Source organism: Glaciihabitans sp. GrIS 2.15 (genome assembly GCF_035984695.1).
In the GTDB taxonomy this organism is placed as follows: Bacteria; Actinomycetota; Actinomycetes; order Actinomycetales; family Microbacteriaceae; genus Lacisediminihabitans.
Genome location: NZ_JAXCHU010000002.1, coordinates 189726 through 206273 on the forward strand (window position 1 = coordinate 189726; position 16548 = coordinate 206273).

The following is a 16548-nucleotide window of genomic DNA, read 5'->3' on the forward strand; positions in this document are numbered from 1 at the left end:
CAGGGTGCTCCTGCAATGTCCGGCCAGCGTTCGGCGAATGTTCGGGCAACGTAAGACCGTCGCAAATGCGCGGCCCGTCCCTCACCGATACCGTCAGAATGGTGCGATGGGCGAGTCGAAGGGTCTCATCGTGATCGTCGAAGACGAGCGCGCCATCGCCGATCTGCAGCGCCTCTACCTCAGCGAAGCGGGATTCGGCGTGCATGTGGAGAGTGACGGGTTGACCGGGCTCGCGAGCATCCGTCGCCTGCATCCCGTTGCGGTCGTGCTCGACGTGGGGCTTCCGAGCCTCGACGGCATCGAGATCTGCCGCCGGATGCGAGCCGCGGATGACTGGACGCCGGTGATCTTCGTGACCGCCCGCGACGACGAGATCGACCGCATCCTCGGCCTCGAACTCGGCGCCGACGACTATCTCACCAAGCCATTTTCACCGCGGGAGCTCGTGGCCCGGATCCGGACGATCCTGCGTCGGCATGCCGGCACCCCCCTCGCGACTCCGGTAGCGGCAGGCTCGGTAACGCTCGATGCCGCGCGGCGTCGGGTGGAGGCATCCGGTCGCCTCATCGAGCTCACCAGCACCGAATTCGACCTGCTCGCCAAACTGATGAGTTCACCGGGGCAGGTTTTCACCCGGGAGCAGTTGCTGTCGAGCGTGTGGGGCCAGGCCGACTACGGGCTCGGTCGCACCGTGGATGTGCACATCGCCCAGCTGCGCGCGAAGCTCGGTGCCGACAGCCCCATTCGCACCTCTCGCGGGGTCGGATACTCGGTGTTGGAATGAGCGCCTGGTTCCGTTCGCTGCGGGGCCGGATCACCCTCGTCACGGTGAGTGTCGCGGTGCTCGCGGTGCTCATCACCGGTCTGGTTTCCGTACAGCTCGTCCGGCAGTCCACCATCAGCCAGGGCCGGGCGCAGCTCGCGTCGCAGGCGCAACTGCTGAGTCGGCTGCCGGCCGCCACTAATCTCGCATCGCTCCGCGAGCGGGTGAGGCTCGCTCTCGGCGACACTCGGGTGGCCGTCGTCGCCGCCGACGGCCAGCTCTCCGGACCGGGATCGGGATTCGTCACTGCCGCCGACGTCAGGACGCTGCGTGCCGGAAATCGGGTATCGCAGACCGAGGTCCGCCGCAACAAGACCATGATCGTTGAGGGGCGCCCCACCCGCACCGGCACGGCGATCGTGCTGGTGCGCTCGCTCGGCAACCTCGAGACGACCACCCAGGAGACCGTACGGCGGGTCCTGCTCGCGCTGGTGATCGGAGTCGTCGTCGCGATCGTCGCCGGCACACTGCTCGCGCGCTGGCTCACCCGGCCCCTCGTCGCGACGGCGGAGACGGCGAAGCGGATGGCGGCCGGCGAGCGCGGACTGCGGGTGGAGGCACACCAGCCAACCGAAATCGCTGCCGTTGCCGATGCGCTCGCCACGCTTGACCGTGCCCTCAGCACGAGTGAGGGCCGCCAGCGCGAGTTTCTGCTCTCGATCTCGCACGAGCTGCGAACCCCCCTCACCGCGGTGCGTGGCTATGGCGAGGCGATGGTCGACGGACTCATCCACGAGCGGGACATCGCCGGCGTCGGGGCCATCCTTGTCACCGAGACCGAACGTCTCGACCACTTCGTCGCCGACCTCCTCGAGCTCGCCCGTCTCGAGGCCGACGACTTCGCCATCGACCGACAGCGTGTGGAGGCGGATCGGCTGCTCGAGCAGGCGGCCGACGCGTGGCGCGGCCGTGCCGCGATGCTCGATGTGGTGGTTCGTGCGCTGCCGGGCATCGGCGACCTCGCGGTATCAAGCGATGCCCAGCGCGTGCGCCAGCTGATCGACGGGCTGGTCGAGAACGCCCTGCGCGTGACCCCGGCCGGATCAACGGTATCTATCGCCGCACGACGCTTCGGCTCTAGCGTGGTCATCGAGGTGCGGGATGGTGGCCCTGGCCTCTCGCGCGACGACCTTGCGGTGGCTTTCGAGCGCGGAGTGCTCCAGTCGCGCTACCGGGACATCCGTCCGGTCGGTACGGGTCTCGGCCTCTCGATCGCCGCACGGCTGGTCTCTCGCTTGGGCGGCAGCATCGCGGCAGGAAATGCTCCCGGCGGCGGAGCGGTGTTTGCGGTGTCGCTGCCCGTCGCCTGAGCGACGGTAGTCTGACGGCGGAGACGGAGGATGCAATGCGGTCAGGAACGAACCTCCCGGCCGTCGGAAACTACAACCAGGTCGTCATCCTGGAAGCGATCCGGCGGGCGGCGGACGGCATCAGCCGGGTCGAGGTAGCGGAACGAACCGGCCTCTCAGCGCAGACCGCGACGAACGTGTGTCGGCGCCTGATCATGGATGGCCTCATCCATGAGACCGGAACCCGGATCTCCGGTGTTGGCAAGCCCCGGCGGATCCTCGAGCTCCGAGCCGATGGTCGCTTCGCCGTCGGCATCCATCTCGACCCCTCCGTGCTCACCGTCGTGCTACTCGACCTGTCTGGCACCGTGGTGGCAGACCGCAGCGTCCCCACGGCAGCGGATGATCCCGTCAGTGAGATCGTCGATCGGATTGTCTCAGCCGTCGAGGGCATCATTGAGGAGTCGGGGGTCGCCCGCGAGCGGATTCTTGGTGCCGGAACGGCGGCTCCCGGCCCGATCGATCTGGCGAACGGTACGATGCTCAACCCCCCGCTGCTGGTCGAGTGGCATCGCGTTCCGGTGCGGGACATGCTCGCCGCACGGCTTAACCTGCCAGTGCTCCTCGAGAAGGATGTGACGGCTGCCGCTGTGGCAGAGACCTGGGCCGGTGTCGCGAGCGACAACTTCGCATTCTTTTACTACGGTACCGGCGTCGGTGTCGGATTCGCCCTGCAGAACGACGTCGTGCGCGGTTCGAGCGGCAACGCGGGCGAGGTGGGAGATCTCGTGATCGGCGGTACCGGTCCGGGACATCCCGTCGCGGGACGACGGCGACTCGGCGAGGCGATCATGCCACGCAACGTTGTCGATCGTGCGATCGCCCACGGTGCTCTCGAAGCCGTGGAAACTCCGCTCGACACCGCGGCTGTGCAGCGAGCGTTCGTCGCCCTGGCCGGGCGTGCGGACGACGGACACACCGCGGCCCTCGCCATCGTCGACGAAATCGCTGCCGATATCGCCGAAGGGCTCGTCGCCATAGTCGACCTTCTCGACGTCGATCGGGTCGTTTTCGGAGGCCCGTTCTGGCACCCACTCTCCGCCTTGCTGCTCGAACGGATACCCCCGCTCGTCTCGCAGTCCCGCTTCCTGGTGCTCCCGCACCCGATCACTTTCCAGGAGGCGACGGTCGGGCAGGATGTCGCGGCGACCGGCGCCGCGTGCCTGGTGCTCGATCACGCTCTCTCGCCTCGCCCGTCGACGATGCTGATCTCGCACCGCGCTTCCTGACCCGCGCCACGGTACTGCTCGAGCCGTTGCGCTCTAATTACTAAAAACTATAGAGTAATACCGTGTGCGGGGATCCACGGAAGATCCTGGCTGGCCAAGGAGCAAGGGAGCATCTTGAAACGACTACTGGCAACCGTGATCGTTGGAGCCCTTGCGGCCACCGCGCTGGCGGGATGTTCGAGTGCCGCATCCGGCGACAAGGTGGTGAAGGTCGCGTACCAGACCTTCGGAGCCTTTACCCAGATGGACACCAACATGAAGGCGGTGAAGAAGGAATACGAGGCCGCCAACACAGGCGTCACCGTGAAGCTTGTTCCGATCGCCGCCTCTGAGAACGACTACTACACCAGGCTTGCCCTGATGAACCGCTCGGCATCGACCGCTCCGGATGTGCTCTATGAAGACACCTTCCTGATCAAGTCCGACGCCGAGGCCGGTTACCTCGCACCCCTCGACTCGTAGGTGGCGAAGTGGAAGGACTGGGGCCAGTTCCCCGACAACGCCAAGAAGGTCAAGGCCGCCGAGCCGGGTGTCGCGCCGTTCAACGTCTACTCCGGAAAGCCCCAGGGCGAGGCCGCGGTGATGCCGGGCTTCGAGATGCTGCTGTCGCCCGAGCTGCAACCGGCGGCGGTCAGCATCTTCGCCTTTTTCAGGCAATACGGCGCGGTGGTCTACGGCCAGCTCGCCGCGTTTTCGCTCGTCTATTCGTTACCGGTGCTCGCCCTCTACGTGTTCACCTCACGAGTGCTCGGTGGAGGATCGGCTCTCGCCGGAGCAGTCAAGGGCTGATCACCAGGCGCTCTGCTTCTCATCGGTATTACCTGCCCTCAATGTAACTAGGAGTCTTAATGCACGACAATTCCATTTTGGTCCGGGCACGGATCGCCCGCTTCGTCAGCGAGCGGATCGAGCCGGCGATCTACCGCGATCGCCGCCCGCTCACGATCGAGGCCTGGGAGGTGCCCGGCGAGCCGGTACCGTTCTCGGAGGCGCGCGCCGCGACCTACCGGCCTTTTACCGTCGGACAACCGTGGGGCAAACCGTGGGGCACGACCTGGTTCCACGTGACCGGCCAGGCCCCCGTCGAATGGCAGGCCGATGGCACGCGAATCGAGCTCCTGGTCGACCTCGGATTCACCTCCGGACAGTCCGGCTTCCAGGCGGAGGCCCTGGTCTTCCGCGCCGACGGCTCGGTGATCAAAGCGATCGAGCCGTTCAACGCGTACGTGCCCATCGACCCCGGCGGAGCGGTTGACCTCTACATCGAGGCCGCGTCGAATCCGGATGTCGCCGCCGGCGGGTTCACCCGGCCGACCCGGATGGGCGACACGCTGACCTCTGGCGTCGAGCCGATCTACTCGCTTCGACACATCGACATCGCGCTGCTCGACCGGGAGGTGTGGCAACTCGATCGCGAGTTTGTAGCGCTCGGCGGCCTGATGGCGCAGCTCCCGCACGGCACGATGCGACCGGCAGAAATTCAACGTGCCCTCGAACGGGCGATGGACGTCATGGATCCGCAAGACATCGCGCAGACCGCGAAGGCCGGTCGCGCGGAACTTGCCGGTGTACTCGCGAAGCCGGCATCCGCGAGTGCCCATCGCATCACCGCTGTTGGACATGCGCATATCGACTCGGCCTGGCTATGGCCGGTGCGAGAGACGATCCGCAAGTGCGCGCGAACCTTCTCCAATGTGCTTCAACTGATGGACGAGGATCCCGAGTTCGTCTTCGCCTGCTCCTCGGCGCAGCAGTACGCCTGGATCAAGGAGTTTTACCCCGAGCTGTTCGAGCGGATCCGAGCGCGCGTGGCGGAGGGGCGGTTCGTCCCGGTGGGCGGGATGTGGCTGGAATCCGATACAAACCTGATCTCCGGGGAGTCGATGGCTCGCCAGCTGATCGCAGGGAAGACCTTCTTCCAGCGCGAGTTCGGCGTCGAGCCCCAGGAGGTCTGGCTGCCCGACTCCTTCGGATACTCCGGCGCGCTCCCCCAGATCGTCGCGGCGGCCGGCTCGAAGTATTTCCTCACCCAGAAGATCTCGTGGAACGAGACGAATGTCTTCCCCCACAGCACCTTCGACTGGGAGGGGATCGACGGCACCCGCATCCTCACCCATTTCCCTCCCGTGAACACCTACAACTCAGACCTCTCCGCCGCAGAGCTCGCGCTCTCCGAGCACAACTACGCCGAGAAGGGCGATGCGAACTCGTCGCTCGTGCCCTTCGGATACGGCGACGGTGGGGGTGGGCCGACCCGCGAGATGCTCGCCGCGGCGAAGCTCACCCGGTCGCTCGAGGGCTCCCCCACCGTCGAGATCAGCTCCCCCCAGAGCTTCTTCGAGCGGGCCGAAGCCGAATATGCGACTCCTCCGGTGTGGACGGGCGAGCTCTACCTCGAGTTCCACCGTGGCACCTACACCTCGCAGGCCCGTACGAAACGTGGCAATCGACGCAGCGAGCGGCTGCTGCGCGAGGCCGAGCTCTGGGCCGCGACCGCCGCCATCCGTTCGGGGTTCGTCTATCCGTATGGGGAGCTGGAGGGCCTCTGGCACACGGTTCTGCTGCAGCAGTTCCACGACATCCTGCCCGGCACCTCGATCGCCTGGGTCTATCGGGTGGCCGAGCAGGAATACGCCAGGGTCGCAACAGAGCTCGAGGCCATCATCTCTGGCGCCCTCGGGTCACTCTCGGCGGCAGACGGTGACAGCGGACCGGTCACGTCGTTCAACGCGTCACCGTTCGTGGTCGACGGAATCGCCCCGCTCTCTTCCGGAGTGGCGGCGACGGCGGGATCCGTGCGGCTCGAGCGGATCGGAGACGGGTTCGTGCTGGAGAGCGACCGCGCGCGCTTCGAGCTGGACGACTCGGGGCGCATCCGCTCGGCTATCGACCTGCGCACCGGGCGCGAGACGATCCCACCCGGCGCCCTCGCGGCTGAATTGCAGCTTTTCCGTGACACACCCACCCAGTGGGAGGCCTGGGATATCGACGTGCACTACCAGAGGCATGGTGAAGTGATCGACGCCGTCGACGGGGTGGCCGTGACCGAGGAATCCGGCCGGGTCACCGTGACCTTCACGCGTTCGTTCGGGGCTTCGCGCCTCAGCCAGCAGTTCTCTCTCGAGGCCGGGAGCGCGAGTATCGAGATCGCCACCCACGTGGACTGGCACGAACGCCAGAAACTGCTCAAGCTCGCGTTCCCGCTCGATCTGCGTGCCGAACGCGCCGCATCCGAAGTGCAATTCGGGCACATCTACCGCCCGACCCACGACAACACCTCCTGGGATTCCGCGCGGTTCGAGACAAGCGCCCACCGCTGGATGCAGGTGGGCGAACCGGGCTTCGAAGTCGCCATCGCCAACGATTCGACCTACGGGCACGACGTGACCCGGCAGCCGAGGCCGGGCGGTGGCACGATGACGGTACTCCGCCAGTCGCTGCTGCGGGCACCGCTGTTCCCCGATCCGGATGCCGACCAGGGCGAGCATGACTTCCGGGCGTCGTTCACCATCGGAGCGGAGATCGCCGACGCCGTGCGCGAGGGCTACCGGCTGGGCATCCCGCTCCGGAGCGGCCCTCTCGGCCAGGGCGGCGCGGTCGTGCCACTGCTCTCCATCGACAACCCGGCGGTCGTGATCGAGACCGTCAAACTCGCGGAGGACCGCTCCGGTGACCTGGTCGTGCGTTTCTACGAGTCACTCGGTGCCCGGGCGACGGCCCATGTCACCTTCGACGTGCCCGCCACCGGGATCACGGAGACCGACCTGCTCGAACGGGAACTCGGGGAGCCGACCGCCCTGGTTTCGACGACCGAGAGCTCGGCACAGCTCTCTCTTCGCCCGTTCCAGCTCGTGACGCTGCGTATCGCCCGAGCCTAGGCAAGGTCTGCCGCCCTCCTCCCCCTCGAGATGCCACTATCTGTCCCAAGATCCGCGGGGAGGGACAGAAAGTGGCATCTCGATGCGAAGGGCGGTGGGCGGTCCCGCGCACCAGGAAGGCCAGCTCCCGGACTGCGGGGCGGGCCTTCTTCGTGCTGGCGGCTCAGCGACCGTGACGTGCGGGAACCACGGCGCTCAGGGCACTCGCCTGCGTGTGCCAGTCCCGCGCGTTCGCGAAGGCGGCGTTGTCCTCCTCGAACGTGTTGTCGACCTGCGAACGTTAGCTCCGGTCACCGGTGTGCAGCATGTAGTGCTCGATGGTCTGCAAAGCCACAGCCGAATTCCACCAGCTGGATGGCCACCACGCCTTTTCGGAATTGTACGAGGCCATCAGCACCCCGCCGCCGACTTCGCGTTCGCCGTCGCGACACTCGAGGGTGGCGCCGCGGGAGTCGAGTGAGAGGGGTCGGCGAGGCGGATGCTGCCGCAGGGGTGATGAGCGCTACAACGGCGATCACCGCGATGGTCGTTGCGATGATCCACGCACCGTGTTGTCTCAGCGTCATGATTTCTTCTCCGTGGCTCGAATCTCGAGCGCTTCTCGCACGGTGACAGTGCTCAATGCAGTGAACGCCGCCGCGGTGGGGCCCATACCAGAACGGCGTAGGTCTGCACCATCGCGGCCTGGTCGATGACCGGGGTGTGATCGCCGCCGAAGTGGAACAGCCCGGTCGCGGCATCCCGGTTCACAGCCCAGACGCTGTCGGCGTAGGACTGCATCGCCGGGCGATAGGTCGAGCCACCGGTGGTCGATTCGAGCAGCATGAGGTTCTTGGAATAGATCGAGTTGAAGGAGACCGGCTGGGTTGAGATTCCCTCTTTGATGTCGTAGTAGGCCGCGGCGGAAGAGGCGATGCGCTGGGCCTCCGCCAGGTATTTCCGATCGCGCGTTGCCTGGCAGAGCAGAAACGTTCACATCGATGGGCACCCCCTGGTTGTACGACCAGACCGCCGGCTCGATCGTGCCGGCGCGGTCGAGATGGTCGGAGTACAGGCGATCCGGGCGCCGCAGGTTGTGGTTGGTCCAGTGGTACATCCGCAACGCCCAGTCGAGGTAGCTCGTGGTTCCGGTGATCTGGTACAGCCGCACCCCGAGCTCCGCCGCTGGCATGTTCGACACGGTGTTCCGATCGGTGCTCCACGAGGCCTGAATCCAGAAGATTCCTCCCGGCGAGGCGTGTTTTGGATCGCTGTCCCAGCCGGAGACGACGAGGTCGAAGATCTGCTTCGCCGTTCCGAGGGCCACGGGATCCCGATCGGTCAGATAGCACTGCACGTCGAGCAGCCTCACCCATTCGTTGTCGTCGTAGAAGAAGTCTGCGCCGCCGCCGTAGGGGCTGAGCGCTTAGGAGGCATAGCCCGGCAGTCCGGTCGTGCCCCCGGATGCGTTCCAATAGTGCTCCTGCGCCCGAGTAGCCGAGGCAAGATCCTTGTCGGACCGATGGCTGGTGACTCCGGGTTGGTTAGCGAGGTCGGCGATCGCGATGTGCACCTGGGAAAACGGCCACTCGTAGGAGTACGCGTTGTCCCCGGCCTCGACCGGATACCGCTCACGATAGAGCCCTGAGCCATCGGCCGTGCCCAGGTTGGCCTGCAGTGCGTGGAAGGATGCCGCGGCCCTTGCGTGTCGAAAGTGACGACCACGGGTGGAGTGCATCCCCGAAACAATTACTGTAATCAATTTAGTAATACTGATGTGTGAGCTCAAGACCCGTCACGATCGGGTGTCGATACTCCGGGCTCAGGCGGCTCGAATCCTCTGGCAAAACGGGCAGAAGTGCGAGCCGCGGTTCATGAACGACTCGCGGATGATCGGCCTCCCACATCTCGGGCAGCTCTTGCCGTGCTGTCCGTACGCGTTGAGCGATCGCGAGAAGTAGCCGGATGCCCCGTTCACGTTCACATACTGGGCATCGAAGCTCGTGCCGCCTTCCGCAAGCGCCCGGCCGAGCACGAGCCGCACCTCGGCGAGCAGCGTGCGGGCCCGCGTCCGGGTGAGTGTGGCCGTCGGCTGGTCGTAGTGGATACGGGCGGCCCACAGCGCCTCGTCTGCGTAGATGTTGCCGATACCGCTGATGAGGCCCTGGTCGAGGAGCGCGCGCTTGATGCCGGTTCGGCGCCTGGCCAGCGCGTCGAAAAAGCGCCGATCACTGAACGCAGGGTCGAGGGGATCGCGCGCGATATGCGACACCTGGCTGGGAATGAGGGCGGCATCCGAGCCGAATCCCGCAGCATGCCCATCGGGGGTCGGCACGAGCAGGTCAATGGCCATCGACCCGAAGATTCGCTGGTCGACGAAATCCACACGCAGGGGGCCATGAGCCGGAGAGGCGATGTCCAGTCGGATGCGCAGGAGCGCGTCATCCGCCTGCGCTACGTCGCGCAGTAACACCTGCCCGCTCATGCCCAGGTGCACGAGGAGCGCCTCCCCCGGTTCTGAAAACGCAGGAGATTCGCCATCGAGTGTGTCTTGTGTCGTCAATCCGTCGATTTCGTGGCGAATCTCCTGCGTTTTGGGCGCACGCGACGAAGACAGCGGCAGCCAGAGGAACTTACCCCGGCGCACGGCGGCGAGGATGGTGCGTCCCGCCAGTCGCTCGACGAAATCCTCGCTCGGGCCGCCGTGGCGGCGCAACGATCGCTCCTCGAACACGGTGACGGCATCGACAGTCGCACCGGTGACCGCCGGCTCAAGGCCGGCGCGCACCACCTCGACCTCGGGGAGCTCCGGCACCGTTACCGTTGGGGCGAGGAAGTGGTCGAAAGTATGGTCCAGGCCTCGAGCGCGGCAGCCATCTCGGCCTGCTTCTTACTCGTGCCGTCGCCCTCGGCGATATCGGTACCCTCGAGGGAGACCGTCGCGTGGAATCGCTTGGAATGGTCGGGGCCACTGTCGGTCACGGCATAGCGGGGCAGCCCCCGACCGGCTCTGGCCGAAAGTTCCTGCAGGCTGGTTTTTGGATCCATCGCCGCGCCGAAGCGATCCGGATCGAGCATCAGCGGCGCGATCAGCCGCAGCACAAGCGCAGTGGCCGCTTCGCCGCCCGCATCGAGGTAAGTCGCTCCGATCACCGCTTCGACAGTGTCGGCGAGAATGGACGACTTGTCGCGCCCCCCGGTGAGTTCCTCACCGCGACCGAGGCGGATGTGGCGGCCCAGCCCGATCATCCGGGCAACCTCTGCCAACGCCACCGAACTGACGAGGCTCGCGCGCCGCTTGGCAAGCTCACCCTCGTCGAGCTTCGGGTTGTCGCGATAGAGCATCACCGTTACGGCCTGGCCTAAAATCGAGTCGCCGAGAAACTCGAGGCGCTCGTTATGAGCGAGGCCTCCATGTTCGTAGGCATAGGACCGATGGGTCAGCGCGAGCTCAAGCAGCTCTTGGCTCACGTCCACCGCGAGAAGTTGCTCGAGTTCGACTCGAGCAGCCTCAGTCCCCGGCATCGTCGATGCCAGGTCCGTCGATGCCAAGTCCGTCGATGCCAAGTCCGTCGGTGACGACAAGGCGACTAGACGTCCGCGACCTTACGGCCCTTGTACTCCATGTAGAGGGGAGCTCCGGTGGAGTCCTCCACGACCTTCGCGCGGTGCGGAAGGCTGTAGGTAACCTTTCCGCCTTCAACGGTCTTTACCAGGGTGGGAGGGGTCGCCTTCCACTGGGCGCGACGCGCGCGGGTGCTGGCGCGGGACATCTTGCGCTTCGGTACGGCCATGAGTTTCTCTTTTCTCTACTCCGCGCTGCTGGCAGCGTCGGTCACATTCGTGGTGGTGATGGTCTCTGTCGTGCTGTCGAAAGCGGCCAGGCTCCCGAGAGCCGCCCACCGTGGATCGACGGGATTCTCGTGCTCGTGGCCCGGGTTGTCGAGGAGCCGCACCCCACACTGCGGGCACAGGCCGAGGCAATCTTCTTGACAGACCGGCTGGAACGGGAGTGACAACACCACCGCATCCCTGATTACGGGTTCGAGGTCGATGGTGTCCTCGTGAACCTCGTATTCAAAAGCTTCGTCTGAAGAATACGCGAAAAGCTCTTGAATTTCGACCTGAACGGCCTGTTCGATGTCAATCAGGCACCGACCGCACTCTCCGGCGGCTGTTCCGTCGATGTCTGCGCTCACCAGAATGCCGTCGTGCAGCGACTCCATCCGCAGCTCGACCCGCAGCTCACTGCCCGCTTTCATCCCGATCATCGCGTTACCGAACTCCTCCGGAACGACGATGTCGATCGATCGATCTCGCATCTCGCCTGGGCGGTGCATGAGGTCGTAGACATCGACGGTATACGGGGTCTTGATCACGTGAGGCACCAGAAGAGTTTACGCTCGTGCTTGCGATGCTCTATGAACGCCTGCTGTGCCCTGCGCGAACCGTCGATTCCTGCACGGCGCCGCGAACATCAGGCCAGGCTATCGGCACGCCTCAAGGCGGACTGTCGTCGCCCGCGCAGCTCGCCAATGGCGATCACCATCATGTGCGGCACGGTGAGGGCGGCGAGCCCGATGAAGACCAGCCGGATGATCCAGCCGCCGGCCAGTGATCCCCCCGGAGCGAAATCGCCCACGAACACCACCGTGAGGATGCCGACCGCCGCGATCGGTACCACCGTGTAAACCACGGTGATGAGCACCGCAAGTCGGCCGCTTCCACGCTCCTCGGCGAATCCGTGGCGCAGGTGGCGCGCGCTGTGCAGGGCACAGAAGTAGAGGGCGAAGAAGATGAGCGGGGGCGCGACGAGCGCCAGGGTTGCGGCAAGCAGGATCTCGAGCGTGTCGGTGGGCCGGCGCCGCAGCGCAAGAGTGGCTCCGATCAGCATGGCGATAATCGCGACCGGCCCCAGCAGGGCCTGCACGTCGGCCACGACCCCTCCGCCGGTGCCCGCGAGGGTGCGATAGATCCCCGCGACCTCGTCGTGATGAGCGAACGCTGGCAGCGTGAGTAGGCCGACTCCGGTGAGGGAGCGAAGCACGACACTGCGTCCGCTGTTCCAGTCGGCACCGAAATGGATGCCCGAGACCACCAGGAACCCGATAAGGCTCGCGGTCGGAGCGAGCAGCCAGACGCCGACCACCAGCACCACGATTACGAGGTAGCCGAGGTTGAAACCGGCGAACCCGAGCGGAGTCCGCCAGAGCCCGGCCCGACGAGCGATGAGCGGATCGAGCGCACCGTGCGGCAGCCCGAGCGTTGCCACGAGCACGCCGAGCACCGCGGCCTGCACCGGCAGCGGCGGGGCGGGCAGTCGCAGGGCTATGCCGAGTACTGCCACGATCGCGGCCACCGAGAAGAACACGGTTTCGAACGAGGGGCGCGTCCACAGCACCCGCGCGCCCGACATCCCGCTCACGTGCGCACCATGTCCCGCGCCGCAGACGACCGACTCGGTGCGAGCTGTCGCAGGAACGGCACGGTGGGCAGGCTGGCGATAAGACGGGCGTAGTCGGTGAGGCGCGCAGCATCGCTCAAAAACCGCACGAGTCCCGCTGCCGGCACCCCGCGGGCAAGCGCGAGGAAGTACTCAGGGCCGCGCTCGAGATCGGCGCGCACCGCTTGAAGGAAGATGCGGTCCATCGAGCGCCTCAGCCACGGTTCGGCCGGATGCCCGACGGGCGGTTCCCCCCGCTGCAGTGATTCGGCGCAGGCGCGTGCCCAGCGCTGGATCCGCAGGAATCCGTAGCCGGACGCCGCCCGCAGTGCACCACCGGAGTTACCGGCGAAGACCACGCCGCGCGCAACCTCGGGCAGAGCGCCGAGTGTTCCCATCGGCAGGATGCCACCTTCGCGCCGGATCACCCGTGCGCCGGCCAACCCGAGCAGCCCGAGTTCGGTATCGAGTTCGGCGGACAGGGTCGCGAGCGGCACCGGTGACACGCTGAAGCGGGTCCATTCCACGAGGGCGCGCGTGCGGCCAAGGGGAAGCGTGTAGCGAAAGTGCATGCCGCCGTCATCCGTCGCCATCGAATCCATCAGCCCGACCTCTCGCTGGTCGAATGGCAGCGGATGCTCGCTCTCGATCTCGACGCCGCTGAAGCTCTGGTACAGCGCCGCCGGCATTACCCTCGGACGCGTGTCGATCACGTGTCGGGCGATGATGCTGCCGCGATCGGTCTCCACCCGAACGAGCGCGTCTGGCCCGTCTCCGAGAGGTACGAGCCCCGTCGCGTGCACGCCGGCATGGGTTCGGATACGGGCGGATGAGTCGATCCGCTCTCTCGCCCGCGCGTAGAAGTCACTCCCCCGCACGTACTGGTAGCGCAGCCCTGCCACGCGGTGGTGCAGTGCTTGGCCGGTTGCTCCAGAGAAACGCCAGCCAGCCCAGCTGTGCGAGACCAGCTCGGACAGGTCGTGGCGCTCCGGACGCCAGAAACACCAGCTGCGGTCGTCTTCGTAGTCCGTGCGTGGCTCGACGGCATCCACTCGCAGACCGCTCTGTGAGCGCGCGAGTCGGGCCGCAAGGGACAGCCCCGCGCATCCGGCACCGAGAATCACAAGGTCGGCGTCAGCGACCGCAGGCAGACTCGTCATGATTAAAAGTTAAGCTATCCGCACCGCTCCCGTCGCCACTTTAGGGCTACCCACAGGTGGCGGACCGGTCAGCCCAACTCCACCGCCGTGAATGCCTCGTCGTAGATCGCCAGGGCGCGCGCCACCTCGTCCGGGGTGACGACGCACGGGGGAACCACGTGGATGCGATTGTCGGCCGAGAACGGGAACAACCCGCGCGACATCAACTCGGCCTTCAGTTGCGCGATCACGGCGCCGGAGACCGGGTCACGTGTCTCAGGATCGTCCACCAGGTCGAGCGCCCAGAACACGCCGAGACCGCGCACCTCCCCGATCATCGGATGCTTCGCCGCGAGTTGGGCGAGCCCGGGTGCGAGGTGGTCGGTGCCGATGACACGGGCATTATCGATGATGCCCTCCTCGTCCATCGTATCCAGCGCTGCGACGATGGACGCCATGGCGAGCGGATGCCCCGAATAGGTGAGTCCACCGGGGAAGACCTGCGTCTCAAAGGCGTTGGCGATCGACTCGGAGATCACCACACCACCGGCCGGCACATAGCCGGAGTTGACCCCCTTGGCGAAGGTGATCAGATCGGGGGTCCAGTCGCCCTCGCCCGCCGAGAAGCCCTGCCAGGCGAACCATTCACCGGTGCGGCCGAAGCCCGACATGACCTCGTCCATGATCAGCAGGATGCCGTACTTGTCGGCAAGGTCACGCACGCCAGCCAGGTATCCCGGCGGCGGCACGAGCACGCCGGCAGTGCCGGGGACGCCCTCGAGGATGATGGCCGCGATCGATGCCTGGCCCTCCGAGACAATCACACGCTCGAGGTGGTGGAGCGCACGCTCACACTCCTGCTCGGGCGAAGTGGCCCAGAACTCCGAGCGGTAGAGGAACGGTCCAAAGAAGTGCACATGTCCGCGTGAGAACTCGTTGGGCACACGACGCCAGTCGCCGGTTGCGACGACGGCCGCCCCGGTATTGCCGTGGTACGAACGGTACTGGGAGAGGATCTTGTCGCGGCCGGTCACCAGGCGCGCCATCCGCATCGCGTTCTCGTTGGCATCCGCACCGCCATTGGTGAAGAAAACCTTGCTGAACGGGCGACCGGCCTTGGCCAGGATGCGCTTGGCGGCCTGCCCGCGGGCGAGGTTGGCGTGCGCCGGCGCGACCATCGTGAGCAGGTCTGCCTGCGCCTTGATGGCATCGATCACCTTCGGGTGCTGATGGCCGATGTTCATGTTGACGAGCTGGCTCGAGAAGTCGAGATAGCGGTTGCCGGTGTAGTCCCAGATGGTGGAGGCGAGTCCCCCGGCCATCACGAACGGCTTCAGCGCTCCCTGCGCCGACCAGGAATGGAAGACGTGCGAGCGATCGAGCTCGTAGGCGACGGCGCCGTCGGCCGGATCGAACGCGGCTGCATCAAGAAGGGAAGGGTCGAGGATGGTCATGTGGTGCCTTCGGTCGGTGGCGTGGGGGCCGTGTCACGGCCCCCACACCGGGTCAATCAGATACTACTTGCCGCCCTCTTTGAGAGTGACGGTGAGCGGAGTGAAACTGCTTCCGGTCGTGTCAATACCTTCCGTCTTCAGTTCGGCCAGCGCCTTCTTCACGAAGGTATTGGAGTAGGCGGTCTTGGGCGGTGTCGCCGTGATGATCGTTGAGCCGGTGTCGTTCTTGGTGCCCATCGCGATCTTCACCGTGGTGGCCCAGGACTTGGTGTCGATCGTGCCAATGCCGCCGTCGCTGGACGGCCAGATCAGCTTGTTGACCTCGTTGGTCATCCACAGCTGGTGGCTGGTGCCGAGGGTTGAGCCCGCAGCCGTCACGATGTCCGCCGATTTCTGAGGATTGTCCCGCACGTAGATCCAGCCCTTGATCGATGCCTTGATGAATTTGACCGTCTGGGACTGATAGCTGGTGTCGTCGGCGAGCTTGCCGGCATCCGCCCAGATCGCGTCCTGGAGCATGGCACTGCCGTCGTCATTCCAGTTGATCACGTTGAGATCGTCGACGGTGTAAAGCTTGCCCGTGGTCGGATTGACCGTCTCGAGCACCTGCGCGTATTCGTTGTAGGTCATCGCCTGGGCCGCGTCGATGTCACCGGCGAGAAAGCCCTTCATGTCGAAGGCCTGCTGCACGAGGCTGATGCCGGAGCTCGTGTTGATACCCGCATCCTGCATACCGGCGAAGAGCTCCCACTCATTCCCGTACCCCCAGCTCCCCACCTTCTTACCTTTCAGGTCGGCCGGCCTCGTGATCTTTTTGTCCTTGAACGAGATCTGAGTGGTGCCGCTTCGCTCGAAGATCTGTGCGACGTCGGTGACGTTGACACCCTGCTCGATTGAGCCGAGCACCTTCGGTACCCAGGAGATCGCGTAGTCCGCCTCGCCTTTGGTCACCGAAGTGATGGGCACGGTGTCGGCGCCGGCCTCCTTGATCTTCACATCGAGGCCCTCATCTTTGTAGTAGCCCTGTGCAACGGCGGCGTAGTAGCCGGCGAACTGAGCCTGCGCCACCCACTGAAGCTGAAGCGTGACGGGGGTGAGGCCCTTGCTGCCACCGGAGGGCTGTGGGCTGCTACTACAGCCGCCAAGAGCAAGCGCGCTCGCCGTCGCGATACCGATGACGCCGAGAACAAGTCTTCTGCTGTGTTTCATTGTTAATTCCTCCTGGGGTGTCACTCATGGGGCGGTGGTGGTGCC

Annotated in this window: 14 protein-coding genes and 2 pseudogenes; 6 read left to right on the top strand and 10 right to left on the bottom strand. The window is 65.7% G+C overall.

Translation table 11 applies throughout. The features are described from left to right. Positions 1–106 precede the first annotated feature (106 nt). The 6 genes and pseudogenes from RCH11_RS03290 to RCH11_RS03315 all read left to right on the top strand — a co-directional run bounded on the left by RCH11_RS03290 (position 107) and on the right by RCH11_RS03315 (position 7279). On the top strand, positions 107–784 hold the full coding sequence (locus tag RCH11_RS03290; RefSeq protein ID WP_327055565.1) for a response regulator: 678 nt from the start codon (positions 107–109) through the stop codon (positions 782–784). Beyond that, positions 781–2133: a sensor histidine kinase gene (locus RCH11_RS03295; protein ID WP_327055566.1), complete on the top strand. Its 1353-nt coding sequence runs from the start codon at positions 781–783 to the stop codon at positions 2131–2133. The genes RCH11_RS03290 and RCH11_RS03295 overlap by 4 nt, the downstream gene beginning before the upstream one ends. Before the next feature lie 35 nt (positions 2134–2168). Continuing rightward, positions 2169–3401, top strand: coding sequence for an ROK family transcriptional regulator (locus tag RCH11_RS03300; protein ID WP_327055567.1), 1233 nt, complete (start codon positions 2169–2171; stop codon positions 3399–3401). Between the two features lie 114 nt (positions 3402–3515). After that, entirely contained in the window at positions 3516–3863 is a 348-nt protein-coding gene (locus RCH11_RS03305) for an extracellular solute-binding protein (protein ID WP_327055568.1), read from the top strand. 129 nt (positions 3864–3992) lie between these two features. Next, positions 3993–4190, top strand: a pseudogene (locus RCH11_RS03310) (carbohydrate ABC transporter permease); the annotation flags it as partial. Between the two features lie 59 nt (positions 4191–4249). Then, complete coding sequence (locus RCH11_RS03315; protein ID WP_327055569.1) at positions 4250–7279, top strand: alpha-mannosidase; 3030 nt, start codon at positions 4250–4252, stop codon at positions 7277–7279. A gap of 562 nt (positions 7280–7841) precedes the next feature. On the opposite strand, the pseudogene RCH11_RS03320 reads toward RCH11_RS03315, so the two are convergent. The 10 genes and pseudogenes from RCH11_RS03320 to RCH11_RS03365 all read right to left on the bottom strand — a co-directional run. Beyond that, positions 7842–8645 (bottom strand): annotated as a pseudogene (locus tag RCH11_RS03320) (glycoside hydrolase family 76 protein); the annotation flags it as partial. Positions 8646–8684: 39 nt separating this feature from the next. Further along, the gene (locus tag RCH11_RS03325; RefSeq protein WP_327055570.1) at positions 8685–9020 is read right to left on the bottom strand and encodes a hypothetical protein; all 336 of its coding nucleotides are present in this window, start codon (positions 9018–9020) and stop codon (positions 8685–8687) included. A 60-nt stretch (positions 9021–9080) separates the two neighbouring features. Next, on the bottom strand, positions 9081–10073 hold the full coding sequence (gene mutM, locus RCH11_RS03330; RefSeq protein ID WP_327055571.1) for a bifunctional DNA-formamidopyrimidine glycosylase/DNA-(apurinic or apyrimidinic site) lyase: 993 nt from the start codon (positions 10071–10073) through the stop codon (positions 9081–9083). A gap of 2 nt (positions 10074–10075) precedes the next feature. Beyond that, positions 10076–10783, bottom strand: a complete 708-nt coding sequence (gene rnc / locus RCH11_RS03335) for a ribonuclease III (protein WP_327055572.1) — start codon at positions 10781–10783, stop codon at positions 10076–10078. A gap of 65 nt (positions 10784–10848) precedes the next feature. Then, positions 10849–11052, bottom strand: a complete 204-nt coding sequence (rpmF, locus tag RCH11_RS03340; RefSeq protein WP_185201195.1) for a 50S ribosomal protein L32 — start codon at positions 11050–11052, stop codon at positions 10849–10851. Between the two features lie 15 nt (positions 11053–11067). Then, the gene (locus tag RCH11_RS03345) at positions 11068–11646 is read right to left on the bottom strand and encodes a YceD family protein (RefSeq protein ID WP_327055573.1); all 579 of its coding nucleotides are present in this window, start codon (positions 11644–11646) and stop codon (positions 11068–11070) included. 89 nt (positions 11647–11735) lie between these two features. After that, entirely contained in the window at positions 11736–12674 is a 939-nt protein-coding gene (locus RCH11_RS03350) for a Brp/Blh family beta-carotene 15,15'-dioxygenase (protein WP_327055806.1), read from the bottom strand. A gap of 5 nt (positions 12675–12679) precedes the next feature. After that, the gene (locus tag RCH11_RS03355; RefSeq protein WP_327055574.1) at positions 12680–13861 is read right to left on the bottom strand and encodes a lycopene cyclase family protein; all 1182 of its coding nucleotides are present in this window, start codon (positions 13859–13861) and stop codon (positions 12680–12682) included. Positions 13862–13929: 68 nt separating this feature from the next. Beyond that, positions 13930–15294 carry an aspartate aminotransferase family protein gene (locus RCH11_RS03360; protein WP_327055575.1) on the bottom strand — a complete coding sequence of 455 codons (1365 nt, stop codon included), beginning with the start codon at positions 15292–15294 and terminating at the stop codon, positions 13930–13932. 63 nt (positions 15295–15357) lie between these two features. Then, the gene (locus RCH11_RS03365) at positions 15358–16503 is read right to left on the bottom strand and encodes an ABC transporter substrate-binding protein (RefSeq protein WP_327055576.1); all 1146 of its coding nucleotides are present in this window, start codon (positions 16501–16503) and stop codon (positions 15358–15360) included. Positions 16504–16548 lie beyond the last annotated feature (45 nt).